Below are 24,184 nucleotides of genomic sequence, written 5' to 3' on the forward strand. Positions count from 1 at the left end.
ACCCTCGTTCCTTATTCGCTCACCGCGCAGGCCGCGCCCGCGCGGTTAAAATCAGCCATAATCATACCGCAAGCGGGCGGGATTACCTTGCCTGAACGCAAAGAAAATTACTCACGCCGTCGCAGAGCGTTTACTGCGGCTTGGCGTGCCAGACAATTTTGCTGACCGTCCAGTTCTGCAGGGTATCGTCCGGCGGCATGATATCCTTCGGCCCGGCCCACTGGCCGCTGAACAGATAAGTGACGTAGCGGCTCTGGCCGGCGACGCACTCGACCTTGCCGACGTCTTCGCCCTCGCCCGGCTTACAGGCGCCGAAGGCCTTGCTGTACAGCTCGCTGAACGGCGTGCCGAGCTTGCTGCCCCAGGCGGTCACCACGTCCTGATCCATCACGTCGACCCGCTGCACGCTGCCTTTCGGCTCGCCGCTGATCACCAGCTTGATGTCGTTGCCGTCCATCGCCTGATAAAAGGCGACGATCTGGCCGTTATTGGTGCCCATGCCGCTACGCAGGCGATAATTGCCATCCAGGCCCTCGTCGATCGCGTGCTCCAGCATCGGCGTGCCGCCGTTAATGTCGCCGACGCCTTTGCCGCTGACTTCCAGACTGCTGCCGAACCAGTTGAACGGCGACAGGCTTGACCAGGAGAAATTGGACATCGTCGAACAGCCGGTCAGCACCAGCGGCAGCCCTAACAACAGCGGGCGAATATTCATTTCGTAGCTCCTTAACATCGGTCGCGGGGGCGGGCTGCGCCTCCGCGGTTATTCGCGTTATGTGAACGCCAGCCTCTCACACTGGCCGGCGCTTCACCATCGGTTGCCTGCTTGGAGTGCAGAAAATGCGAAAAGTGCCGCAAACCGGCGCGCTACTGTTGCGCGGAATCCGAGAAACAGGCGCGCAGACGGCGGTTAATCAACAGATAGCCCAGCGCCAGCGCATCCAGCAGCGCCAGCACGCCGTCAAGCAGCGGCGCGCCCTCCCCCTGCCAGACGCCCGCCAGCGAACCGCCCAGCGCCGCCAGCAGCGACAGCAGCAACACCCAGCGCCAGGCGCGCCACAGCCGCGGCCACTGCGCCCGGCGTCCGCTGAGCAAAAACGCCAGCGCCGCCGGCAGGCCGAGCGCCATACCGTACCAAAAAGAGCGGGTGTCGGGGTAAAACAGCGCCAACATGCTCTCCCCCTGCTGACGCGAGGCACCGGCCATCACAAACAGCAGCCAGGTGCGCGCCTGCAAAATTAACACGCCCCAGAACCACAGCGGCAGGCGCAACACGCCGTGGCTGTCGTAATCATCCGGGGAAAGTACGGGAGAAGGCTTCACGGCCGTTTCCTTATTATCCGTTGTTGTGCAGACACAGATGGGAGTCCGCAACGACAATTTCAATCCTGCCGGCAGAAATTCCTGCGCCGGCTTAAGAAGCTCTTAAGATTGATGTGCTTTACTTAGCACTATCAACTGAGCGACGCCGCTCGCCGGCGCGCACGATTCACTGCAAAACGAAAAGGAAGCTTAACAATGAAAAAACTGACTCTGGCAGCATTGATCGCCCTGTGCAGCACCCCGGTTCTGGCGCAGCAGGGCGGCTTCGACGGCCCCGGCGCGCAGAACGTGCAACAGACTCAGCAGGGCGGTTTTTCCGGCCCCAGCGCTTCGCTGACCACGGTCGACAAGGTGAAATCGATGAGCGATGACGCCTGGGTGATGCTGCAAGGCAATATTGAACAGCGCGTCGGCGACGACACCTACACCTTCCGCGACGCCACCGGCACGCTGACGGTGGAAATCGACCACAAACGCTGGAACGGCCAGACTATTACGCCGAAAGATAAAGTTCAGCTGGAAGGTAAGGTTGATAAAGAGTGGAGCAAGCTGGAAGTGGATGTGAAAAACCTCAAGAAAATCCAGTAACGCTGACGGGGCGGCGGCCAGCGCCGCCCTCTCGGCTCAGTATTCCTGATCTTCGATCAGCCGTTTGCCCAGGCTGGTAATGCCCTGGATTTCATAGCCGAGCTTTTCATACATTTCGACCACGGTGTCGTTATCCTCGCGCACCACCAGCTGGATTTTCGGACAGCCGCGCGCCATCAGCTTCTTTTCCAGCCGGTTAATCAGCGCGTTGGCGATGCCGCGGCCGCGATAATCCGGGTGCACGCCAAGATAATAGGCCGAGCCGCGGTGGCCGTCATAACCCCCCATCACCGAGCCGACCACCTCACCGCCGACTTCCGCCACCAGGAACAGATCGGCATCGTGATGCAGTTTACGTTCGATATCCATTTCCGGATCGTTCCACGGGCGCAGCAGGTCGCACCTTTCCCAAAGCGTGATGACCTCTTCAAAGTCGTCTTGCCGAAATACGCGAATTTCCATCGTTGTTCGCCGCCGTTAATGAGTTATTTCTCTGATTATATCCCAAATAAGCGGCGCTGCCGCAAGGATGCTGAAAGAGAACGCCTTTTTCGCCCTTGGCAACGGAAACCCTGTTAATAAATGGAAATAGTTATCATCTCGAACGCCGCCGTTCAATACGATATAACATTGCAAATAGTTTGCAGCGACGGAGCACAACGGCATGAAAAAACAGCTAAAACCCTTTCTTAACTTCACCCCGCTGAACACCTCGTCCTCACGTCGCCAACTGCTGCTGTCGGGCCTGGCGTTTGCCCTGCTCGGTGGCAAAGCCGGCGTAGCGCAGGCGCGGGAGTCCGGCGGCATGCTGCGCAGCGCGCACGCCAGACCGGCCGCCAAGCCGGCCGGCAGCAAGCGGCTGGTGATGCTCGACCCCGGCCACGGCGGCATCGACTCGGGCGCGGTCGGCCACGAAGGCGCACAGGAAAAGCACGTGGTGCTGGAAATTGCCAATCACGTGCGCCGCTTTCTGCACCAGCACGACCACGTCGAGGCGCGGCTGACGCGTGAAGAAGACCACTTTATTCCGCTGTTCCAGCGGGTGGAAATTGCCCACCAGCATCAGGCCGATCTGTTTCTTTCCATCCACGCCGACGGCTTCACCAATCCGTCGGCCAACGGCGCCTCGGTCTTCGCCCTGTCCAACCGCGGCGCCAGCAGCGCCATGGCACGCTATCTGTCAAAACGTGAAAACGCCGCCGATGAGGTGGCCGGCGCCAAATATAAGCAGCAGGATAATTATCTGCAGCAGGCGCTGTTCGATCTGGTGCAGACCAACACCATCAACAACAGCCTGACCCTTGGCCGCCACGTGCTGGGGCAGATCCGCCCGGTGCACCATCTGCACAGCCAAAGCACCGAGCAGGCGGCGTTTGCGGTGCTGAAATCCCCGTCCATTCCGTCGGTGCTGGTGGAGACCTCGTTTATCACCAACCCGCATGAAGAGCAGCTGCTCGGCACCACCGCCTTCCGCGAAAAGATCGCCCGCGCCATCGCCGACGGCATTCTCGCCTTCTTGCGCGAGGCGGACCGCCGGCGCACGGCCTAATCGCCTCGGCGGCGCTTTTGGGTATATACTTGTCGGCTGTTTAAGACTGACGTGCGAACGACCCGATGAGCTCACCTGATATCGCTGAAGTAAAATCCTTTCTGCTGGCGCTGCAAGACCGCATCTGCGAACAACTGGCGCAGGCCGACGGCGGCGGCGCCTTTGTTGAAGACAGCTGGACGCGCGCGGAAGGCGGCGGCGGCCGCAGCCGGGTGCTGACCCAGGGCGCGGTGTTCGAACAGGCCGGGGTCAACTTTTCGCACGTCTCCGGCGCGATGCTGCCGGCGTCCGCCACCGCGCACCGCCCGGAACTGGCGGGCCGCAGCTTCCAGGCGATGGGCGTCTCCCTGGTGATCCACCCGCTGAACCCCTATATCCCCACCAGCCACGCCAACGTGCGCTTCTTTATTGCCGAAAAGCCGGGTGAAGCGCCGGTGTGGTGGTTCGGCGGCGGCTTTGATTTAACCCCCTATTACGGCTTTAAAGAGGACGCGGTGCACTGGCACCGTACCGCGCAGCAGCTGTGCGCGCCGTTTGGCGACGAGGTCTACCCGACGTATAAAAAGTGGTGCGACGACTACTTCTTTATCAAACACCGCAACGAAGCGCGTGGCATCGGCGGGCTGTTCTTCGACGATCTGAACGGCCCGGGCTTTGAACACTGCTTTGCCTTTACCCGCGCGGTCGGCAACGGTTTCCTCGATGCCTATCTGCCGATCGTGGCGAAGCGCAAGGCCCTGAGCTGGGGCGAGAAAGAGCGTGCGTTTCAGCTGTACCGCCGCGGCCGCTACGTCGAATTCAACCTGGTGTGGGACCGCGGCACGCTGTTCGGCCTGCAGACCGGTGGCCGTACCGAGTCGATCCTGATGTCGATGCCGCCGCTGGTGCGCTGGGAATATGGCTATCAGCCGGAAGAAGGCAGCCCGGAAGCGCTGCTGTACCGCGACTTCCTGCCGGTACGCGACTGGCTGCAGGAGGAAGCGTAATGCAGATTTGGGTTGATGCGGACGCCTGTCCGAACGTGATTAAAGAGGTGCTGTTCCGCGCCGCCGATCGCACCGCCACGCTGGTGACGCTGGTGGCCAACCAGCCGCTGCGCACGCCGCCGTCGAAGTATCTGCGCACGCTGCAGGTGGCCGCCGGTTTCGACGTGGCGGACAACGAGATCGTCCGCCGCTGCGAAGCGGGCGATCTGGTGATCACCGCCGATATTCCGCTGGCGGCGGAAGTGATAGAAAAAGGCGCGGCGGCGCTGAATCCGCGCGGCGAACGCTATACCCCGGCCACCATTCGCGAGCGGCTCAATATGCGCGATTTTATGGATACCCTGCGCGCCAGCGGCATTCAGACCGGCGGCCCGAACGCCCTGAACCAGCGCGACCGCCAGCAGTTCGCCAACGAGCTGGATAAGTGGCTGCAGCAGCGTAAACGCTAGTCCGCCGCCGGCGTCGCCCACAGGTAGTCGGCCTGCTCCTTACCCACTTCGCTCCCCTGCTCCACCAGCATCAGCACCGCCGGCCGCACCGCCGGCTGTAAATCCTGCATATGCAGCGGCACCCCCACCAGCCGGGAAGCATGATAGCCGCCGGCAATCAGCAGGCTCGGCGTCGGCGCCGCCAGCAGCCGCTGCGCCATACGGCGATCGCGCTGCTGTTGAATGGCGACCATCGCCGCCAGCTGCGGTGCCTCAATCTGGCCGCCGTGGGCGGCGCGAATGGTTTCCGCCAGCCCCTGACGCACCGCGGCGCGGGTGGATAGCCGGCCCGGCGGCAGCTGCGGCCGCTGATAAATCGCCCTAATCTCACTGCGGTCCAGATTGGCCGACCACAGCGGATACGGCGCCATCAGCGCGGCGGTCACCAGATCGCCGTACTGCGCCCATGGCCAGCTCTGCCGCCAGCCCAATTCCGTCGGCAGTTCGCCCGACGCCACCCGCTCGCCGCGCTGCAGACGCGCTTGCAGCGCATCGACCTGCGCCTGCCGGTCGGGGTTGATCATCTCCAGCAGCACGCTGCCCTGCGGACGCTGCTGCGGCAACTGCTGCACCAGCCACAGCTCCGCGCGATGGTGATAAGGGTTATCGTGCTTCTCGCCGACGATCAGCCGTGGCGCCTGCGCCAGCCGCGCCAGCAGCTGCGGCGGCGTCAACGTTTCGCCGCTGCGCAAATCGGTGATGACGCCCGGCGGCGGCGCGGCCTTGCCGCTGTTCTGCCCAGCAGGAACCTGCGAGCAGGCACTGAGCGCCAGCGCGGCGATGAAAACCCAAAATTTCATAGTGTTATCCTTCTGCCGATCGTGCGCCCATTATAGATAACAATTATCATTTACAAATAACAAATTGGCGCTAAACCGCTTTGCGCATTGATTTCGCCGTGCGGAGCGGGTATAACGACTAGCCATTTAGATACTTAGACGTCTATACGGACAAGAAATGCAAACATCTTCTGTCAGCCATGAAGGGCAGTTAAAACGCAGCATGAAGGCCCGCCATCTGGTGATGCTTTCCCTCGGCGGCGTGATCGGCACCGGATTGTTCTTCAACACCGGCTATATCATCGCCTCCACCGGCGCACTCGGTACGCTGCTGGCCTACCTGATCGGCGCGCTGGTGGTTTATTTGGTGATGCTGTGCCTCGGCGAGCTTGCCGTCGCCATGCCGGAAACCGGCGCGTTCCACGTCTACGCCTCGCGCTATCTCGGCCCGGCGACCGGCTACACCGTCGCCTGGCTGTACTGGCTGACCTGGACGGTGGCGCTCGGCTCCAGCCTGACCGCTGCCGGCTTCTGCATGCAGTACTGGTTTCCGCAGTCGCCAGTGTGGCTGTGGTGCCTGATTTTCTGCGCGGCGATTTTCCTGCTGAACGTGGTCACCACCCGCTTCTTCGCCGAAAGCGAGTTCTGGTTCTCGCTGATCAAGGTGGTCACCATTCTGGCGTTTATCATTCTGGGCGGCGCGGCGCTGTTCGGCATTATTCCGATGAAGGACGGCACGCCGGCGCCGTTCCTGCACAACCTCACCGCCTCCGGCTGGCTGCCGAACGGCACGCTGCCGATTCTGATGACCATGGTGGCGGTGAACTTCGCCTTTTCCGGCACGGAGCTGATCGGCATCGCCGCCGGCGAAACCGAAAACCCGGAAAAAGTCGTGCCCTGGGCGATCCGCACCACGGTGATCCGCCTGATGGTGTTCTTTATCGGCACGGTATTCGTGCTGGCGGCCCTGCTGCCGATGGAGCAGGCCGGGGTGGTGAAAAGCCCGTTTGTGCTGGTCTTTGAGCGTATCGGCGTGCCCTACGCCGCCGATATCTTCAACTTTGTGATCCTGACCGCCATTCTGTCGGCCGCCAACTCGGGGCTGTACGCCTCCGGGCGCATGCTGTGGTCGCTGGCCAATCAGCGCACGCTGCCGGCCTACTTTGCCCGGGTCAACCGCCGCGGCATCCCGTTTAACGCCCTGACCTTCAGCATGCTCGGCGGCGTACTGGCGCTGCTGACCAGCGTGATTGCGCCGGATACGGTATTCGTCGCGCTGTCGGCGATTTCCGGCTTCGCCGTGGTGGCGGTGTGGCTAAGCATCTGCGCGGCCCACTACGCGTTTCGCCGCAGCTATCTGCGCAGCGGCCAGCCGCTGAGCGGCCTCAAGTTCCGCGCGCCCGCCTACCCGCTGACGCCGATCGCCGGCTTCGCACTCTGTCTGCTGGCGTGCATCGGCCTGGCCTTCGACGCCGAACAGCGCATTGCGCTCTATTGCGGCCTGCCGTTTGTCGCACTGTGCTATGTCGCCTACTATGTCAGCCACGGCGCAGGCAAAAAAACCACCGAACTCAATGCAGGAGAAAAACATGTCGGTTAATAATCCTCTGGCCCCGCTGTTGGCTGACGAACGCGCGTTGATTCTCGACGGCGCGCTGGCCACCGAGCTGGAGGCGCGCGGCTGCGATTTAAGCGATCCGCTCTGGTCCGCCAAGGTGTTGCTGGAAAACCCCACGCTTATCTATCAGGTGCATCTGGATTATTTCCGCGCCGGCGCGCAGTGCGCCATTACCGCCAGCTACCAGGCCACGCCGCAGGGCTTTTTGCGCCGCGGCCTGAATGAGGAACAGGCGCTGACGCTGATTGCCACCAGCGTGCAGCTGGCGCAGCAGGCGCGCGCGGACTATCTGGCGCAGCAGCCGCAGGCGGCGCCGCTGCTGGTGGCCGGCTCCGTCGGCCCCTACGGCGCGTTTCTGGCCGACGGCTCCGAATACCGCGGTGATTATCAGCTGCCGCAGGCGGAGATGATCGCCTTCCACCGTCCGCGCATCGCGGCGCTGGCCGCCGCCGGCGTTGACCTGCTGGCCTGCGAAACCCTGCCCTCGTTTGCCGAACTGCAGGCGCTGCTGACGCTGCTGGCGGACTATCCGACGCTGGGCGCCTGGTTCTCCTTTACGCTGCGCGACAGCGAGCACCTGAGCGACGGCACGCCGCTTGCCGAGGTCGCCGCCCTGCTGAACGCCAGCCCGCAGGCGCTGGCGGTCGGCGTCAACTGCATCGCGCTGGAACAGGTGACCCCGGCGCTGCGCACGCTGGCCGCGCTGACCACGCTGCCGCTGCTGGCGTACCCGAACTCCGGCGAACACTACGACGCGGTCAGCAAAACCTGGCACGCCTGCGACGGCGAGCACGGCAGCCTGATCGGCCAGCTGGACGCCTGGCGGCAGAGCGGCGCGCGTCTGATCGGCGGCTGCTGCCGCACCACGCCGCAGGATATCCGCGCTATCGCCGGCCAGCTCGCCGGACGCTAAACGACAAAAGGGCGCAGCATCCGCTGCGCCCTTCTCATATACGCCACCGCGCGACGATTACAGCGGCGCGGTCTGCGCCTCAACCACCGCCAGCGCCACCATATTAACGATGCGTCGCACCGAGGCGATCGGCGTCAGGATGTGCACCGGCTTCGCCACCCCCATCAGCACCGGCCCGACGGTCACCCCTTCAGAAGAGGAGACGCGCAGCAGGTTGTAGCTGATGCGCGCGGCCTCCATATTCGGCATGATCAGCAGGTTGGCCGAGCCTTTCAGCGGGCTGTCCGGCATCAGATCGTGACGGATGCTTTCCACCAGCGCGGCGTCGCCGTGCATTTCGCCGTCAATTTCCAGCTCCGGCGCCATGCTGTTGACCAGCTCCAGCGTTTTGCGCATTTTGCGCGCCGCCGGGCAGTCGGAAGAGCCGAAGCTGGAGTGCGACAGCAGCGCGACCTTCGGTTCAATGCCGAAGCGCCGCACGGTTTCCGCCGCCATCAGGGTAATTTCCGCCAGCTGTTCCGGCGTCGGATCGTCGTTGACGTAGGTATCGGCGATAAAGGTGTTGCCGCTCGGCAGCAGCAGGGCGTTCATCGCCCCGGCGACGTGCGCGCCCTCGCGGAAGCCGAACACGTTTTTCACCACCTCATAGTGCTCATGGTAGCTGCCGATGGTGCCGCAAATCATCGCGTCGGCCTCGCCGCGATGCAGCATAATGGCGGCAATCAGCGACGGGTTGCCGATCACCGCGCGACGCGCCTGCTCCTGCGAAACGCCGCGGCGCTTCATGATCTGGTAATACTCGCCCCAGTACTCTTTAAAACGCGGATCGGATTCGTTATTCACCACCTCAAAGTCTTTGCCCGGCGTCATCTGCAGGCCGAGTTTTTTCAGGCGCATCTCAATCACGCTCGGACGCCCGACCAGAATCGGGAACGCCAGCCCCTGCGACACCAGCTCCTGCGTGGCGTGCAGCACCCGCTCCTCTTCACCTTCCGCCAGCACCACGCGCTTCATCTCTTTGCGCGCCTGGGCGAAGATCGGCTTCATAAACAGGTTGGTTTTGTAAACGAACTCGGTCAGTTTCTCCACGTAGGCGTCGAAGTCTTCAATCGGCCGCATCGCCACGCCCGAATCCATCGCCGCCTTGGCCACCGCCGGCGCGATCTTGACGATCAGGCGCGGGTCAAACGGCTTGGGAATAATGTAGTCCGGGCCGAATGACAGATCCTGATCGTCATAGGCGGAGGCTACCACGTCGCTCTGCTCCGCCAGCGCCAGGTCGGCAATCGCATGCACGCAGGCCAGCTTCATCTCTTCGTTGATGGTGGTGGCGCCGACGTCCAGCGCGCCGCGGAAAATAAACGGGAAGCACAGCACGTTGTTGACCTGGTTCGGGTAGTCGGAGCGGCCGGTGCAGATAATCGCGTCCGGGCGCACTTCCTTCGCCAGCGGCGGCAGAATTTCCGGTTCCGGGTTGGCCAGCGCCATGATCAGCGGATCCCGCGCCATGGTTTTCACCATCTCCTGCGTCAGCACGCCCGGGCCAGAGCAGCCAAGGAAGATATCGGCGTCCGGAATGGCGTCGGCCAGCGTGCGCTGCCCGTTGTCCTCGATGGCGTAGGCGGCCTTGGTTTCTTCCATTTTCTCGTCACGGCCTTGGTAGATCACCCCTTTGGAGTCGCACACCGTGATGTTCTGCCGATGCAGCCCCAGCGCCACCAGCAGGTTAAGGCAGGCGATCGACGCCGCGCCGGCGCCGGATACCACCAGACGCACATCGGAAATATTTTTCTTCACCACCCGCAGGCCGTTCAGCACCGCCGCGGTAGTGATGATCGCCGTACCGTGCTGGTCGTCGTGGAACACCGGGATTTTCATCCGCTCGCGCAGCTTTTTCTCGATATAGAAGCATTCCGGCGCTTTGATATCTTCCAGGTTGATGCCGCCGAAGGTTGGCTCCAGCGCGGCGATCACGTCGATCAGCTTATCCGGGTCATTTTCGTCCACTTCAATATCGAACACGTCGATGCCGGAAAACTTCTTGAACAGTACGCCTTTGCCCTCCATCACCGGCTTACCGGCCAGCGCGCCGATATTGCCCAGCCCCAGCACCGCGGTGCCGTTGGAGATCACCGCCACCAGGTTGCCGCGGGCGGTATATTTGTAGGCCGCCAGCGGATCTTCGGCAATTTCCAGGCAAGGCGCGGCGACGCCCGGCGAGTAGGCCAGCGCCAGATCGCGCTGGGTGGCCAGCGGTTTGGTTGGGGAAACCTGGATTTTCCCTGGAACAGGAAACTGATGGAAATCAAGGGCACTCTGTTTGAGCTGTTCGTCCATTATAGGGTCCTTTGTTTTTACTTTTATCTGAGGTAAGGCTGTTTTGTTACACCAGTATAGTGAGAGAATCGCCGCAAACTTTGAAGCCTGCCATAACCCTGCGCGAAACTTTCAGATACCTGAAATAATTGAAGTTGTGGCAAGGCGCTGCGCCCTGCCGCTTCCGGACAACTTCATGTATGAAAGGTATGCATTAGGTTAAAAACATGTAACACAGAATGGACAAGAAAAAAACCGCCGTTCCGCAGGCCCAACCAGCCCGGCGTCGGCAGCAACTAGCGGCATCCCCCCTCGCGCACCATTTCATACCCTTCGCAGCCGAACCGTGCGCTCTTGTCGCGCAGCCGCTGCCGCCACCAGTCAAACGCCTCGCCCCGGCAGGCCGGGTGCCAGGCCAGCCACAGCATCTCATCCCCCTTCGCCCAGTCGACGTCGGCCGTCACCAGTTCGCCCTTCTCCAGCTCCGCGGCCACCAGCGCCGGCGGCAGAAACGCGTGCCCCACGCCGCGTTTCAGCAGCGACAGCGCGCTCTCCACATCGCACAGCTGCAGTTGCCGCTGCAGCGGCAGCGCTTCGCCCTGCCGCCGGGGCAGTTCGTGGCTGCTGTCGCCGATGGCGATCAGAATATCGTCCAGCCGCTGCTGTTTACTCACCGGCCTGCGATGGGCGGCAAACGGGTGCGAAGGAGAAATACAGAGCGCAAAATCCAGCTTGCCCAGCATCAGCGTTTTCGCCGCGACGTTATCCGGCACCGCTCCGGTGGCGATCGCCAGGTCCGCCCGGTTGCTTTTTAACGCATCCCAGACGCCGTTCAACGTCTCGCGCCGTACGCTGATACTGGCGTGGGGATAGCGGCCAATAAATTCACGGATATCCTGCGTCAGGCAGGCGTGTGGGAAAAAGGTGTCGACCACAATGCGAATCTCGTGCGTCAGTTTGGGGATATTGCGCACGCGGTTTTCCAGATCCTGCACCGCGTTGACGATCCAGCGTCCCTCCGTTAATAAAAACTCGCCCTCCTCCGTCAGGCTGACCACCGGGCCGTGGCGGTGAAACAGTTTTACATTCAGTTTATTTTCAATATTGGCGACGCGGTAAGAGATGGCCGACGGCGTTTTATGCAGCACGTCCGCCGCCATAGAAAATGAACCGGTTTCTTTGATGGTGCTGATTATTTTAATCGCATCCAGGGATAATCTGGTCATAAACATTCCTCTTTGACGAATAAAGAAAAAATTGACGCTAATTTCCCACGGTGAAAAAGATAAAAAACAGGCCACACCGCCAACCCTGCCGGACACGGCAAGTCATGCGCGGTATAAATAAACCATCGTATTCGTCAATCCGCATCCGTGCCGGCATTTATTTCAACGTGACCGACAATGCCGTTCACAATAATAAATTCAGTTCATCATCAACAAATAATTCCGTTATTCACCTCCTCCGCCCGGACAAAAATATAACCAGCCGATGCAGACAGGTTATTTAACTTCTCGTCTGCTAATGCGTCGGTGAAATAAGCACTACCCGAACATCAAACCTTAATCAGGAGTAATACCATGAACACTATGACCCGGACTCTGATGACCCTTGGCCTGCTCAGCGCCGCCACGCTGGGCGTCTCCCACACCGCCAGCGCGCACGGCTATGTGGAGTCTCCCGCCAGCCGCGCCTACCAGTGCAAACAGCAGCTCAACACCCAGTGCGGCAGCGTGCAGTATGAACCGCAAAGCGTGGAAGGCCTGAAGGGCTTCCCGCAGGCCGGTCCGCCGGACGGTCACATCGCCAGCGCCGACAAAGCCACCTTCTTCGAGCTGGATCAGCAAACGCCAACCCGCTGGAACAAGCTGAATCTGCGCACCGGCGAAAACACCTTCACCTGGAACCTCACCGCACGCCACAGCACCACCAGCTGGCGTTACTTTATTACCAAGCCGGGTTGGGACGCCTCACAGCCGCTGAGCCGCGCCTCTTTCGATCTGACGCCGTTCTGTCAGTACGATGACGGCGGCGCCATTCCGGCGGCCAAGGTGTCGCATAAGTGCACCATACCGGCGGACCGCAGCGGTTCGCACGTGATCCTTGCTGTGTGGGACGTAGCCGATACCGCCAACGCGTTCTACCAGGCGATTGACGTGAACCTGAGCAATTAACCGGCCAGGAAATGCCAAAGGGTCAGCGCTGCGCTGACCCTTTTTATGGCGAATCGGGGAGGATTGTCGCCTACTGCGACATATTCAGCAGGGTGCGGATATTCAACGCGCTGGTGGCGATAATATCAATCGCGCCGGTGCGCAGCGCGCCGAGGATCGCCAGCGCCTTGGTGTTTTCTGAGGCGATGGCAATTACGCAGGGGATTTTACGCAGTTCGTCGATGCTCAGCCCGATCACCCGGTCGTTCATCACCGTGTCCACGTGCTGCCCCTGGGCGTTGAAAAAATCATAGCCGGCGATATCGCCGATCACCCCCTGATTGAGGCTGGCGTCGATAATCTCATGCGGCGTAAACCAGCCCAGTTTGACCATGTAGCTGTTTTCGTTCATATCGCCGATGCCCACCAGCGCCACGTCGGCCTTGCGCGCCCGGTCCAGCGTCTCCTTGATGGTGCCGTTTTGCATAAAGGCCTGCTTCAGCGCGCGGTTCTCCACGTAGGCCGGCGCGTACAGCGTCTCGCTGCTGCCGCCGAACTTTTTCGCCAGCCGGCGGCTGATATGATCGGCGTTAATCGCATCGCCGGGCCGGTGGGTGCCGCCGATACCGCTGATAAACCGACAGTTGCGTTCCGGCACGCTGCCGACGTGATCGGCAATCGCCGCCACGTTGCGCCCCTGCCCGACCGCCAGCACCATATCATCCTTCAGCGACATCGACAGGTAATTGGACACCAGCGCCGCCACCTGCCGCCGCTGCTCATCTTCATCCTGATGGTCAAGGGCGATCAGCGCACGGCTGATGGGAAAACGCTCCAGCATCTGCTGTTCCAGCCGGGTGCTGAACACCGGGTGGTAACGCACGGTAATCTCAACGATGCCCTCTTCCTTCGCACGCTTGAGCAGACGCCCCACTTTAATGCGCGAGATGCCGAATTTTTTGGCGATCTCTTCCTGGGTGATTTCGTCCTGATAATACGCAACGGCAATTTCAGTCAGTAGTTCGTTATCCTGGGACACTGTTTGTTTTTCCATCCGTTACACGATTCCCCACGGCAGATTGGGCCGGTTATCGGCAAAATGGGTTCAGCGTCTCTGAACCCATTGTGCGATAAAACTTAACTGTCGCCAGTATATACCCTAAATAATTGGCGTTGCATCACGGCGGCGCCGAAACGCCGCGGCAACTCAGGCGGCCACGGTCTGCAAACGCCGCTCCGTCGCCTCCGCCAGCGTGGTCAGCAGCAAACAGCAGGAGACCGCCCCCGCATCCAGCACGCCGCGCGAACGCTCGCCCAGCCGGCTGGCGCGGCCGATTTTCGCCACCAGATCGCGGGTGGAGTCGCGCCCGTCCGCCGCCGCCTGCTTCATCTGCGCCAGCGCGCCGGAGAAGTCGTCGCCGCGCTGCAGCGCCTGCTCAAACGCCGCCACCGCCGGGATCAGCGTATCCATCAGGCACTTGTCGCCAACGCCGGCGCTGCTGATATCCTGCAGCTCGCTCAGCCCCTGCTGCAGCATGGCGAGAAACGCCGGCGCATCCAGCTGCGCCTTCTCGCGCACGCTGTCCGCCATACCCATAAACAGGCTGCCGTACAGCGGCCCCATCGAACCGCCGATGCCCTCCATCAGCGCATCGGACAGCGTATCAAACGCCTGCGCCAGCGACAGCGTCTTGCCTTTCATCGCCTCGCCGCACAGGGTAAAACCCTTGGCCATATTGATGCCGTGATCGCCGTCGCCGATTGCGCCGTCGATCTCGCTCAGGAACTCGCGGTGGCTGACGATCACCGTCACTAGCCCTTCGACCATCTCATTACCGTACTGCGTAGAAATCTGTTCTGTCATCACGTCACTCCACCTGGGTCAAACCCAGCGACTGGCTTGGCATATCAATAAGGGTTTTCAGTTCATCATCCAGCTTCATCACCGTCAGCGTCACGCCCATCATCTCCAGCGAAGTGAAGTAGTTGCCGACGTAGCGCCGGTGAACCGTGATGCCGCGCGCCGCCAGACGCTGGGCGATTTCGCCATAATAAATATACAGCTCCATCACCGGCGTGGCTCCCAGGCCGGAAACCAGCACCGCCACCTCATCCCCCTGCTCCAGCGGCATATCGCCGAGGATGAAATCCAGCATGGTCGCCGCCATGCCGGACGCCGGCTGGATCGGCGACACCTCAATGCCCGGCTCGCCGTGGTGGCCGATGCCAATCTCCATTTTGCCGTCCTCGATGTGGAAGTTGGGCTTGCCCACCGCAGGAATGGTGCAGGAGCTCAGCCCCACGCCGATCGAACGGCAGCTGTCGATCGCCTTTTGCGCCGCGCCGATCACCCCGTCCAGGTCATAGCCTTTGGCGGCGGCGGCGGCGCCGACTTTCCACATCATGATTTCCCCGGCCACGCCGCGGCGTTTGTCGATTTCACTGGCCGGCGCTGAAGCTACGTCATCGTTCGCCACCACGGTTTTCACCGTAATGCCGGCGGCGGCGGCCTTTTTCATCGCCATTTTGACGTTCATATTATCGCCGGCATAGTTGCCGTACAGGCAGGCGACGCCGGCGCCGCCGTCGGCGGCTTTAAACGCGTCAAGAAAAGCGCCGGCGGTCGGCGACGAGAAGATTTCGCCGATCGCCACCGCATCCAGCATATTTTTGCCCACATAGCCCAGAAACGCCGGTTCATGGCCGGAACCGCCGCCGGTGACGATACCCACCTTGCCGCCGATCGGCGCGGCGGGATACTTCAGCACCCGGGCGTTCTCGGTAGGGCTGAAATAGTCGGGATGCGCCTGCAGATAGCCCTGAATCGCGTCTTCCACCACGTGGTCGGGGTCGTTGATAATTCTGTTCATTGCTGCCTCTCTCGCCTGAAGATGAATTACTGAATGGTGTATCCGCCGTCGATCACCAGATTCGCGCCGTTAATCATTGCTGCGCCGTCGCCGGCCAGAAACAGCGCGCCGGCGGCGATATCCTGCGGTTCGGCAAAGCGGCGCAGCGGGATTTTGTCGAGCATCTGCCGCGCCGGTTCGCCGGACCACGCCTTGCGCCCCAGTTCGGTCAGCACCACGGTGGGCGATATGGCGTTCACCCGCACGTTGTGCGGCCCCCACTCCAGCGCCAGCACCTGCGTCAGGCCAATGACGCCGGCCTTGCTGGCGCAGTAGGCCAGATGGTTGGGCAGCGCCACCACGCCCGCCTGCGAAGCCAGGTTGATAATGCTGCCGCTGCGCTGGCGGATAAAATGCCGTCCAGCGGCCTGACTGGTAAGAAAAACGCCCTTCAGGTTCACCGCCAGCGTGGCGTCCCACTCCGCCTCCGTCACCTCCTCCGCCGGATTCAGCGCCACGATGCCGGCGCTGTTGACCAGCACGTCCAGCCGGCCGAAATGCGCCAGAGCGTCGGCCAGCGCCTGTTCCACCGAGGCCCGATCGGTCACGTCGGCGACGAGGCCCAGCGCATGTTCGGCGTCAAGCCCCTGCGCCGTGGCCGCCACGTCGGGGGCGCGGTCCAGCAGCACCACGCGCGCGCCGTGCTGCACATACTGTTCGGCAATCGCGTAGCCGATGCCGGCGCCGCCGCCGGTGATCAGCGCCACCTTGCCCTGTAGGGTCAGCGCGCTGTCGCCTGCCCGTTGCTGATTGTTCATCTTTCTCTCCCTAAACGATGGGTATCACGTTGCATCAGGATATTTTCGCCAAACTGGGGTTGGCGTCTTTGGCCCCGCCGGGCGCTTCTTTCGGCAGCGTGACGAATTTCATCAGCACGCCGCTGAACAGATACAGACCGGTGAAGATCCAGATCACCCCGACCGCGCCGAGGCTGCCGATAAACAGCCCCACCACCGCCGGCCCGACGAAGGTGCTCAGGCCGGCGCCGAGGTTTAAAATCGACATCGCCGCACCTTTATTCTCCGGCGCCAGCGACGGCATAATCGCCGACAGCGGTACAAAGGCGGCCAGGCAGGCGCCGAACAGGCCGGCGGCGGCCACGGTGATCAGGTAATTGGCGCCGAAGAACTGCGGGGCGTAATAGAACATCAGCGTGGTAATCGCGCAGCCGACGCAGCCGAACCACATCACCACGTTACGCCAGCCCAGGCCGTCGCTGATCACGCCGAAAATCAGGTTGAAAATAATGTTCACCGTCCACAGCGCGGCGTACATCTGCAGCCAGTGGGTGCGGGTGAAGCCCATATCCATCATGTACATCGGCATAAACACCACGAAGCCGTAAGCCGCCGAGGTATTGATGGTGCGCACGATGCCGCCCAGACCAATCTTCGGATTTTCAAACGCGATGGTGATGCCCTTCAGCACATAGCTCAGCGACGCCTTCTCTTTATTGGCGCTTTGCCCGTCAGGCGTTCCGCGGTTCAGCAACAGAGCGATCGCCGCCCCCAGCACCACAAAGATCAGCGCGCTCCACAGGGTATGAATCTCGCCGAGATACGGCAGCATGATGCTGGAGTAGAGCACGCCCAGCACGCTCAGCCCGCCGCTGTAGACAAACCAGAAAATGCCCACGGCGGAGCCCAGCCTTTCCGGCGGTGCCTCATAGGCCACCCAGACCAGAAAACCGTAGGCGAACAGCGGGTAGCCCAGCCCGCGCAGGGCGTAGGTCGGCACCATAATCGACAGGTTATTGCTAGGCAGGCCAAACAGCAGAAAACACACCGAGCCGAACAGGAACAGCAGCAGGCCGGCCAGCATCACCCGGCGGGCGGTGAAAATTTCCGCCAGCACGCCGGAGAACCAGGCGGCGATGGCGGCGGCAAAGCCGTACACGCTAAACAGCAGCGCCGACTCCTGAATGCTCAGCCCCTTGCCGATCAGATAGGGCGACAGCCAGCCCTGCTCCAGCCCTTCCCCCATCATAAACACCAGCACGCCGGCATAGCCCAGCAGCAGTTTCGGTGAAAGACCAATGCGATGAATCAGTCCGTGCAACATAGAACACCCCAACACATGTCATTGTGGAGGCGCAGGCAGGCCTGCACCCGAGGAATGGCGCAGGTTTACAGGTTTGGATTAAGCACCACTTTGATCGACCCGATGCCGCGTTTCATCAGCTCGAAACCTTCGGCGAACTGCTCCAGCGGCAGGGTGTGGGTCACTACCCCTTCGGTCGGCAAATCGCCGTTGTGGATGCCTTCAATCACCAGCGGATAGCAGTACGGGCCAAGGTGAGAGCCGAGCACGTCCAGCTCTTTGCGGTCGCTGATGATGCTCCAGTCAACGGTCACCGGATCCTTGAACACCGAGAACTCCACGAAGGTGCCGAGCTTGCGGATCAGCGTCAGCCCCTGCTCCACCGATTTCTGCGCGCCGGTGGCTTCAATGTAGATATCGCAGCCGTAGCCGTCGGTCAGCTGTTTGACGATCGCCGGTACGTCGTCGCGGGTCGGATTGAGCGTCAGATCCGCGCCGAAGGTCTTCGCCAGCGCCAGCCGGTCATCCGACAGATCGAGCACGATCAGCTTCGACGGCCCGGATTTTTTAATCGCGCCGATCATCCCCAGGCCCAGCGTACCGGCCCCGGCCAGCACCACCACGTCCCCCAGTTTGATATTGGCGCGCTGCACCGCATGGAACGAACAGGCGTAAGGTTCGATCAGAATGGCTTTTTCAATCGGCAGATCCGCCGGTACGTGGTAGTTAATCGCCTCTTTGGTGAACTTCATGTATTCGGCCATGCCGCCGTTGACGTTCTTTTGGAAGCCGTACAGATCGTGTTTTTCACACATCCAGTACTGACCGCGGTTGCAGAAACGGCACTGCCAACAGGGGACGATCTGCTCGGAGATCACCCGGTCGCCGATCTCAAACCCTTCCACGCCCTCGCCGTAGCCGACCACGTGGCCGATAAACTCATGCCCCGGGATCATCGGCGCCTTGATATAGGCCGGCTGCGTCTCATCACCCCAGAAGCTCGGCGCGCCTTCAAACGCCTTGATATCGCCGGCGCAGATGCCGCAGGCCTCGATCTTCACCAGGATCTCTTTCGGGCCGATCTTCGGCACCGCTACCTCTTCCAGGCGGTAATCCTTTGGCGCGTAGGCAACGATCGCCTTCATGGTTTCTGGGATGCCGTCCGCCATTTTTGCCGCTGTTACACAGGTCTGACACATAGTTTTATCCTCTGGCTGGGTCACTATCATGAACATTAATACAAAATAAGAACAAATGAACACTAAACTCAGCCGACAGATTTGCCCACCATGAACTTTTCAAACTGTGATTACGCTCAAAAACTCGCCTTTCAACGCGACAAAAGCGCTATCAAGCGTCATTTACGTGATCATCATCACTTAAAATGCCACATTCACACTTAAAACAGACAAAACAAAAGAACGTGTATTGAACATTTGTATCGTTGGCGATATCTTCAACAGCAGACGTACCCGCGAGGATCGTCAGCCTTTCCGCTATCAACCAGGAGATCGTTATGTTGCCTATTGCCATCGGCGCCGATGATGCCGCCATTGAATTGAAGAACGTGATCGTTGCCTATCTGCAGCAACGCGATATCGCCGTCACCGATTACACCCGCGATCGCGGCGACGATAACGGGATCTACCCCGATATCGCCTTCCAGGTAGCGCAAGCCATCAGGAACGAACGGCATCAACGTGGTATTCTGTTATGCGGCACCGGGATTGGCATGAGCATCGTTGCCAATAAGGTGCCGGGGATACGCGCCGCCCAGTGCCACGATACCTATTCGGCACAGCGGGCGCGCAAGAGCAATGACGCCCAGATCATTACGCTGGGCGCGCGGGTGATCGGCGCGGAACTGGCGAAAACCATCGTCGACGCTTGGCTGGCCTCCGAGTTTGAAGGCGGCGGATCGGCGCCCAAAGTGGCGAAGATCAGCCACTACGAACAGGCGGCCCAACCACGCTGACACCGCTTTCCGGCCAGGGGCAGGCGCGCGCCAATGCGCGCCCTGCCTGCGTTTACTCGGGATCCATTGTTCTTATCCATCGCAACAATCAGAAAAAGCGCATTTTATTTGGCACACCTATGATGCAGTGTGTTCACCCTATTAAATAGACGTTTAACCTGATGGCGCAAAAGCGCGCTGCTGCGCTGCTGCCCCCTTAGAGATGAAGGGTAAATCAAGGAGCTATACATGAACCAATTAGACGCACTCAAGCAGTTAACCGTAGTGGTTGCCGACAGCGGCGACATTGAGTCCATTCGCCAGTTCGAACCGGAAGATGCAACCACCAACCCTTCACTGATCCTGAAAGCCGCAGCGCTGCCGCAGTACAAGGCGCTGATTACCGAAGCGCTGTCCTACGCGCGCCAGCAGGGCGGCAATAAAGAAATCCAGCTGATCAACGCCTGTGACAAACTGGCGGTCAATATCGGCGTCGAAATTCTGAAAAGCGTGCCGGGCCGCATCTCCACCGAAGTGGACGCCCGCCTGTCCTTCGACCGTGGTATGTGCGTCACCAAGGCGCGCAAGCTGATCGCCATGTATCAGGAGCAAGGGATCGATAAGTCGCGCATCCTGATCAAACTGGCCGCCACCTGGGAAGGCATCAAGGCGGCGGAAGAGCTGGAAAAAGAAGGCATCAACACCAACCTGACGCTGCTGTTCTCCTTCGCCCAGGCCCGCGCCTGCGCCGAAGCCGGCGTGTACCTGATCTCGCCGTTCGTCGGCCGTATCTATGACTGGTATCAGGCAAAACAGCCGAGCGCCGACTACGACGTCGAGCAGGATCCGGGCGTGAAGTCCGTGCGTGATATCTATGAATACTATAAACAGCACCGCTATCAGACCGTGATCATGGGCGCTAGCTTCCGCAAGGTTGAGCAGATCCTGGCGCTGGCCGGCTGCGACCGCCTGACCATCGCGCCAAACCTGCTGGAACAGCTGAAGCACAGCGAACAGCCGGTTGAGCGCAAACTAACGCCGTCCACCGAAGGTTTCCATCAGCCGGCACCGCTGGCCGAAGCAGAATTCCGCTGGCTGCATAATCAGGACGCGATGGCGGTAGAAAAACTGGCCGAGGGCATCCGCCTGTTCGCCGTTGACCAGCAGAAGCTGGAAGACATGCTGGCCGCAGAACTGTAATTATCCGGAGCTTTACTATGTCTTCACGCAAAGAATTAGCCAACGCCATCCGCGCCCTCAGCATGGATGCCGTACAAAAAGCAAAATCCGGTCACCCGGGCGCCCCGATGGGTATGGCCGATATCGCCGAAGTCCTGTGGCGCGACTACCTCAGCCACAACCCCACCAACCCGCACTGGGCCGACCGCGACCGCTTCGTCCTCTCCAACGGCCATGGCTCCATGTTGATTTACAGCCTCCTGCATCTCACCGGCTACGACCTGCCGATGCGCGAGCTGGAAAACTTCCGTCAGCTGCACTCCAAAACCCCGGGCCACCCTGAGTACGGCTACACCGCCGGCGTCGAGACCACCACCGGTCCTCTCGGCCAGGGCATCGCCAACGCCGTCGGCTTCGCCATCGCCGAACGCACCCTGGCCGCCCAGTTCAACCGTCCCGGCCATGACATTGTCGACCACAACACCTACGTCTTTATGGGCGACGGCTGCATGATGGAAGGCATCTCCCACGAAGTCTGCTCCCTGGCCGGCACCCTCAAGCTCGGCAAGCTGACCGCCTTCTACGATGACAACGGCATCTCCATCGACGGCCACGTCGACGGCTGGTTCACCGACGACACCGCCAAGCGCTTTGAAGCCTACGGCTGGCACGTGGTGCGCGGCGTGGACGGCCACGACGCCGACGCCATCAAGGCGGCGGTCGAGGAAGCCCGCAAGGTCACCGACAAGCCGTCCCTGCTGATGTGCAAGACCGTTATCGGCTTCGGCTCGCCGAACAAGGCCGGCACCCACGATTCCCACGGCGCGCCGCTGGGCGAGGCCGAAGTGGCCGCCACCCGCGAGCAGCTGGGCTGGCACTATCCGCCGTTTGAAATCCCGCAGGACATCTACGCCCAGTGGGACGCCAAAGAGGCCGGTCAGGCGCGTGAAGCCGCCTGGAACGACAAGTTCGCCGCCTACGCGCAGGCCTTCCCGGAGCTGGCCGCCGAGTTCACCCGCCGCATGAGCGGCGAGCTGCTGGCCGACTGGCAGGCGCAGGCAAAAGCCTACGTCGAGCAGCTGCAGGCCAACCCGGCCAACATCGCCAGCCGCAAGGCGTCGCAGAACGCGCTGGAAGCCTTCGGCAAACTGCTGCCGGAATTCCTCGGCGGCTCCGCCGACCTGGCGCCGAGCAACCTGACCATGTGGTCCGGCTCCAAACCGCTGAACGAAGACCCGGCGGGCAACTACATCCACTACGGCGTGCGCGAGTTCGGCATGACCGCCATCACCAACGGCATCGCGCTGCACGGCGGCTTCCTGCCGTACTCGGCGACCTTCCTGATGTTTGTGGAATACGCGCGTAACGCGGTGCGCATGGCGGCGCTGATGAAGCAGCGCAACGTGTTCGTCTACACCCACGACTCCATCGGTCTGGGCGAAGACGGCCCGACCCACCAGCCGGTGGAGCAGCTGGCCAGCCTGCGCGTCACGCCGAACATGAGCACCTGGCGTCCGTGCGACCAGGTAGAGTCGGCGATTGCCTGGCAGTACGCCATCGAGCGCAACGACGGCCCGACGGCGCTGATTTTCTCGCGTCAGAACCTGGCGCAGCAGCCGCGCAGCGCAGAGCAGCTGGCGAACGTGTATCGCGGCGCCTACGTGCTGCAGGACTGCGACGGCACGCCGGACGTTATCCTGATTGCCACCGGCTCGGAAGTGGAGCTGGCGGTCGAGGCGGCGGGTCAGCTGAGCGCGGCGGGCCGCAAGGCGCGCGTGGTGTCGATGCCGTCAACCGACGCGTTCGACAAGCAGGATGCGGCCTACCGCGAAGCGGTGCTGCCGGCGGCGGTAACGGCGCGGGTGGCGATTGAAGCGGGCATTGCGGACTACTGGCTGAAGTACACCGGCCTGAACGGCGCGGTGGTGGGCATGACCACCTTCGGCGAGTCGGCACCGGCGGACCAGCTGTTCAAGGAGTTCGGCTTCACCGTGGAGAACGTGGTGGCGCAGGCTCAGGCGCTGCTGAAGTAACCGGCGGATTATAGCCATAATAAAGGCGCCCTCGCGGCGCCTTTTTCGTTACCGGCAAACGTGCCTTACATCAGCTTATGCAGTTGCAGATACTGCAGCAGCATAATGGTCTTGCCGTCCTTGATACGGCCGTCGGCGATCATGGCGATGGCTTCACTAAACGGCAGCTCGACCACCTCAATATCCTCATCCTCAATACCGCCGCCGACCGTACGGCGCTGTTCGTCACGATATTCAGCGATAAAGAAATGGACGATCTCGGTCACGCCGCCCGGTGACATATAGGCCTCAAATACCTTTTGCGCCTTATCCACCTGAAAACCGGTTTCTTCCATCGCTTCACGACGCACGCAGTATTCCGGCGCATCTCCCTCCAACAGGCCGGCGCAGGCTTCCAGCAGCATACCGCTCTCATTGCCGTTGACGTAGGTTGGCATGCGGAACTGATTAATCAGCACAACGCTGCCCTTCTCCCGGTTGTATAACAAAATCGTCGCGCCGTTGCCGCGGTCATACACTTCCCGCACCTGCTGAACGACGCCGCCGTTTTTACGCTGTAAATCAAAAGTATATTTATTAAGCACCGACCAACTGTCGGCTAACAGTTCTTTTTTTACATTCCCTATTATTGCGGACATACACCCTTCTTTGGTCACTTTTCATTGCTGCAAAATTTCACGTCGCTACGGTAGCAAAAAACGCCTCATAAAAAACCCCGCCTAAGCGGGGTTCAGCACGATAAAGCGCTTAAAAACCGTTTGGCACCTCGCGCATATCCGGCAGTTTATGGGCGATGCCCTTATGGCAGTCGATACAGGTTTTCCCTTCGCTAATCGCCTTGTCATGCATTTTGGCCGCCACGGTTTTTTGCGCGGTGAAATCCATATAGTCGAAGTTATGGCAGTTGCGGCACTCCTGCGAATTATTGGCTTTCATACGCGCCCACTCGTTGCTCGCCATCGCCAGACGGTGGCTTTCAAACTTCTGCGGCGTATCGATCAGGCCGAATATCTTGGCGTACAGCTCCTTACTGGCCTTCAGCTTACGCAGCATTTTCGGCCCCCACTCATGCGGCACGTGGCAATCCGGACAGGTGGCGCGCACCCCGCTGCGGTTATTGTAGTGCACGGTCTCCATATACTCTTCATACACGTTTTCACGCATTTCATGGCAGCTGATGCAGAACTGCTCGGTGTTCGCCACCTCCATCCCGGTGTTGAAACCGCCCCAGAACAGGATCCCGGCGACAAAGCCCAGCAGCAGCAAAGTGCCCAGCGCCAGCCGGCTCGGCCTGCGCCACCACTGCCACAGACGGCGGATCGGCCCCGGTTTCTTATCGGTATTATGTTCGGCCAT

At 61.0% G+C, this 24,184-nt stretch carries 24 protein-coding genes; 10 read left to right on the forward strand and 14 right to left on the reverse strand.

The features are described 5' to 3' along the window. Positions 1 to 130: 130 nt before the first annotated feature. Together D781_RS15590 and D781_RS15595 are read right to left on the reverse strand one after the other, a co-directional pair. Entirely contained in the window at positions 131 to 715 is a 585-nt protein-coding gene (locus tag D781_RS15590) for an RpoE-regulated lipoprotein (protein WP_015673293.1), read from the reverse strand. A gap of 152 nt (positions 716 to 867) precedes the next feature. Beyond that, the gene (locus D781_RS15595; protein ID WP_015673294.1) at positions 868 to 1,323 is read right to left on the reverse strand and encodes a DUF2919 domain-containing protein; all 456 of its coding nucleotides are present in this window, start codon (positions 1,321 to 1,323) and stop codon (positions 868 to 870) included. A gap of 195 nt (positions 1,324 to 1,518) precedes the next feature. Here D781_RS15595 and D781_RS15600 point away from each other — a divergent pair, with 195 nt between their 5' ends. Beyond that, positions 1,519 to 1,911 (forward strand): YgiW/YdeI family stress tolerance OB fold protein, encoded by a 393-nt coding sequence (locus D781_RS15600; protein WP_015673295.1) that lies wholly within the window; start codon positions 1,519 to 1,521, stop codon positions 1,909 to 1,911. 36 nt (positions 1,912 to 1,947) lie between these two features. Here the strand turns inward: D781_RS15600 and D781_RS15605 are convergent, their stop codons facing one another. Then, the gene (locus D781_RS15605) at positions 1,948 to 2,373 is read right to left on the reverse strand and encodes a GNAT family acetyltransferase (protein WP_015673296.1); all 426 of its coding nucleotides are present in this window, start codon (positions 2,371 to 2,373) and stop codon (positions 1,948 to 1,950) included. Between the two features lie 202 nt (positions 2,374 to 2,575). On the opposite strand from D781_RS15605, the gene amiA reads away from it, so the two are divergent. From amiA to D781_RS15620, 3 genes are all read left to right on the forward strand, one after another. After that, positions 2,576 to 3,460 carry an N-acetylmuramoyl-L-alanine amidase AmiA gene (amiA, locus tag D781_RS15610; RefSeq protein WP_015673297.1) on the forward strand — a complete coding sequence of 295 codons (885 nt, stop codon included), beginning with the start codon at positions 2,576 to 2,578 and terminating at the stop codon, positions 3,458 to 3,460. 65 nt (positions 3,461 to 3,525) lie between these two features. Next, the gene (hemF, locus tag D781_RS15615) at positions 3,526 to 4,446 is read left to right on the forward strand and encodes an oxygen-dependent coproporphyrinogen oxidase (protein ID WP_015673298.1); all 921 of its coding nucleotides are present in this window, start codon (positions 3,526 to 3,528) and stop codon (positions 4,444 to 4,446) included. Further along, complete coding sequence (locus D781_RS15620; RefSeq protein WP_015673299.1) at positions 4,446 to 4,895, forward strand: YaiI/YqxD family protein; 450 nt, start codon at positions 4,446 to 4,448, stop codon at positions 4,893 to 4,895. Before hemF ends, D781_RS15620 begins: the two co-directional genes overlap by 1 nt. Here the strand turns inward: D781_RS15620 and D781_RS15625 are convergent. Then, the gene (locus tag D781_RS15625) at positions 4,892 to 5,734 is read right to left on the reverse strand and encodes a ChaN family lipoprotein (RefSeq protein ID WP_015673300.1); all 843 of its coding nucleotides are present in this window, start codon (positions 5,732 to 5,734) and stop codon (positions 4,892 to 4,894) included. The two genes, D781_RS15620 and D781_RS15625, sit on opposite strands and share 4 nt — an antisense overlap. Before the next feature lie 157 nt (positions 5,735 to 5,891). On the opposite strand from D781_RS15625, the gene mmuP reads away from it, so the two are divergent. Then, on the forward strand, positions 5,892 to 7,313 hold the full coding sequence (gene mmuP / locus D781_RS15630; protein ID WP_015673301.1) for an S-methylmethionine permease: 1,422 nt from the start codon (positions 5,892 to 5,894) through the stop codon (positions 7,311 to 7,313). Continuing rightward, complete coding sequence (gene mmuM, locus D781_RS15635; RefSeq protein WP_015673302.1) at positions 7,303 to 8,244, forward strand: homocysteine S-methyltransferase; 942 nt, start codon at positions 7,303 to 7,305, stop codon at positions 8,242 to 8,244. Before mmuP ends, mmuM begins: the two co-directional genes overlap by 11 nt. Before the next feature lie 57 nt (positions 8,245 to 8,301). On the opposite strand, the gene maeB is transcribed toward mmuM, so the two are convergent. Next, a complete protein-coding gene (gene maeB / locus D781_RS15640; RefSeq protein WP_015673303.1) occupies positions 8,302 to 10,581 on the reverse strand; it encodes an NADP-dependent oxaloacetate-decarboxylating malate dehydrogenase in 2,280 nt (759 codons plus the stop codon). A gap of 275 nt (positions 10,582 to 10,856) precedes the next feature. Further along, positions 10,857 to 11,786: a LysR substrate-binding domain-containing protein gene (locus tag D781_RS15645; protein WP_015673304.1), complete on the reverse strand. Its 930-nt coding sequence runs from the start codon at positions 11,784 to 11,786 to the stop codon at positions 10,857 to 10,859. A 354-nt stretch (positions 11,787 to 12,140) separates the two neighbouring features. Between D781_RS15645 and D781_RS15650 the strand changes: the two genes are divergently transcribed. Then, positions 12,141 to 12,734, forward strand: a complete 594-nt coding sequence (locus D781_RS15650) for a lytic polysaccharide monooxygenase (RefSeq protein ID WP_015673305.1) — start codon at positions 12,141 to 12,143, stop codon at positions 12,732 to 12,734. A 70-nt stretch (positions 12,735 to 12,804) separates the two neighbouring features. On the opposite strand, the gene D781_RS15655 is transcribed toward D781_RS15650, so the two are convergent. The 6 genes from D781_RS15655 to D781_RS15680 all read right to left on the reverse strand — a co-directional run bounded on the left by D781_RS15655 (position 12,805) and on the right by D781_RS15680 (position 18,861). After that, positions 12,805 to 13,767, reverse strand: a complete 963-nt coding sequence (locus D781_RS15655; RefSeq protein ID WP_015673306.1) for a sugar-binding transcriptional regulator — start codon at positions 13,765 to 13,767, stop codon at positions 12,805 to 12,807. 153 nt (positions 13,768 to 13,920) lie between these two features. After that, positions 13,921 to 14,577: a dihydroxyacetone kinase subunit DhaL gene (dhaL, locus tag D781_RS15660; RefSeq protein ID WP_015673307.1), complete on the reverse strand. Its 657-nt coding sequence runs from the start codon at positions 14,575 to 14,577 to the stop codon at positions 13,921 to 13,923. Between the two features lie 4 nt (positions 14,578 to 14,581). After that, a complete protein-coding gene (locus D781_RS15665) occupies positions 14,582 to 15,583 on the reverse strand; it encodes a dihydroxyacetone kinase subunit DhaK (protein ID WP_015673308.1) in 1,002 nt (333 codons plus the stop codon). A gap of 26 nt (positions 15,584 to 15,609) precedes the next feature. Further along, positions 15,610 to 16,380, reverse strand: coding sequence for a GolD/DthD family dehydrogenase (locus D781_RS15670; protein ID WP_015673309.1), 771 nt, complete (start codon positions 16,378 to 16,380; stop codon positions 15,610 to 15,612). A gap of 34 nt (positions 16,381 to 16,414) precedes the next feature. Further along, positions 16,415 to 17,683: an MFS transporter gene (locus D781_RS15675; RefSeq protein ID WP_015673310.1), complete on the reverse strand. Its 1,269-nt coding sequence runs from the start codon at positions 17,681 to 17,683 to the stop codon at positions 16,415 to 16,417. Between the two features lie 65 nt (positions 17,684 to 17,748). Continuing rightward, entirely contained in the window at positions 17,749 to 18,861 is a 1,113-nt protein-coding gene (locus tag D781_RS15680) for an erythritol/L-threitol dehydrogenase (protein WP_015673311.1), read from the reverse strand. A 317-nt stretch (positions 18,862 to 19,178) separates the two neighbouring features. Between D781_RS15680 and rpiB the strand changes: the two genes are divergently transcribed. From rpiB to tkt, 3 genes are all read left to right on the forward strand, one after another. Then, complete coding sequence (rpiB, locus tag D781_RS15685; protein ID WP_015673312.1) at positions 19,179 to 19,637, forward strand: ribose 5-phosphate isomerase B; 459 nt, start codon at positions 19,179 to 19,181, stop codon at positions 19,635 to 19,637. 228 nt (positions 19,638 to 19,865) lie between these two features. Next, positions 19,866 to 20,816 carry a transaldolase gene (gene tal, locus D781_RS15690; protein WP_015673313.1) on the forward strand — a complete coding sequence of 317 codons (951 nt, stop codon included), beginning with the start codon at positions 19,866 to 19,868 and terminating at the stop codon, positions 20,814 to 20,816. Positions 20,817 to 20,833: 17 nt separating this feature from the next. Next, positions 20,834 to 22,828 (forward strand): transketolase, encoded by a 1,995-nt coding sequence (gene tkt, locus D781_RS15695; RefSeq protein WP_015673314.1) that lies wholly within the window; start codon positions 20,834 to 20,836, stop codon positions 22,826 to 22,828. Positions 22,829 to 22,893: 65 nt separating this feature from the next. Here tkt and nudK read toward each other — a convergent pair whose 3' ends face one another. Both nudK and napC read right to left on the reverse strand, forming a co-directional pair. Further along, positions 22,894 to 23,466, reverse strand: coding sequence for a GDP-mannose pyrophosphatase NudK (gene nudK, locus D781_RS15700; RefSeq protein ID WP_015673315.1), 573 nt, complete (start codon positions 23,464 to 23,466; stop codon positions 22,894 to 22,896). A gap of 109 nt (positions 23,467 to 23,575) precedes the next feature. Continuing rightward, entirely contained in the window at positions 23,576 to 24,184 is a 609-nt protein-coding gene (gene napC / locus D781_RS15705) for a cytochrome c-type protein NapC (RefSeq protein ID WP_015673316.1), read from the reverse strand.

This window comes from Serratia sp. FGI94 (assembly GCF_000330865.1).
GTDB lineage: Bacteria > Pseudomonadota > Gammaproteobacteria > Enterobacterales > Enterobacteriaceae > Serratia_B > Serratia_B rubidaea.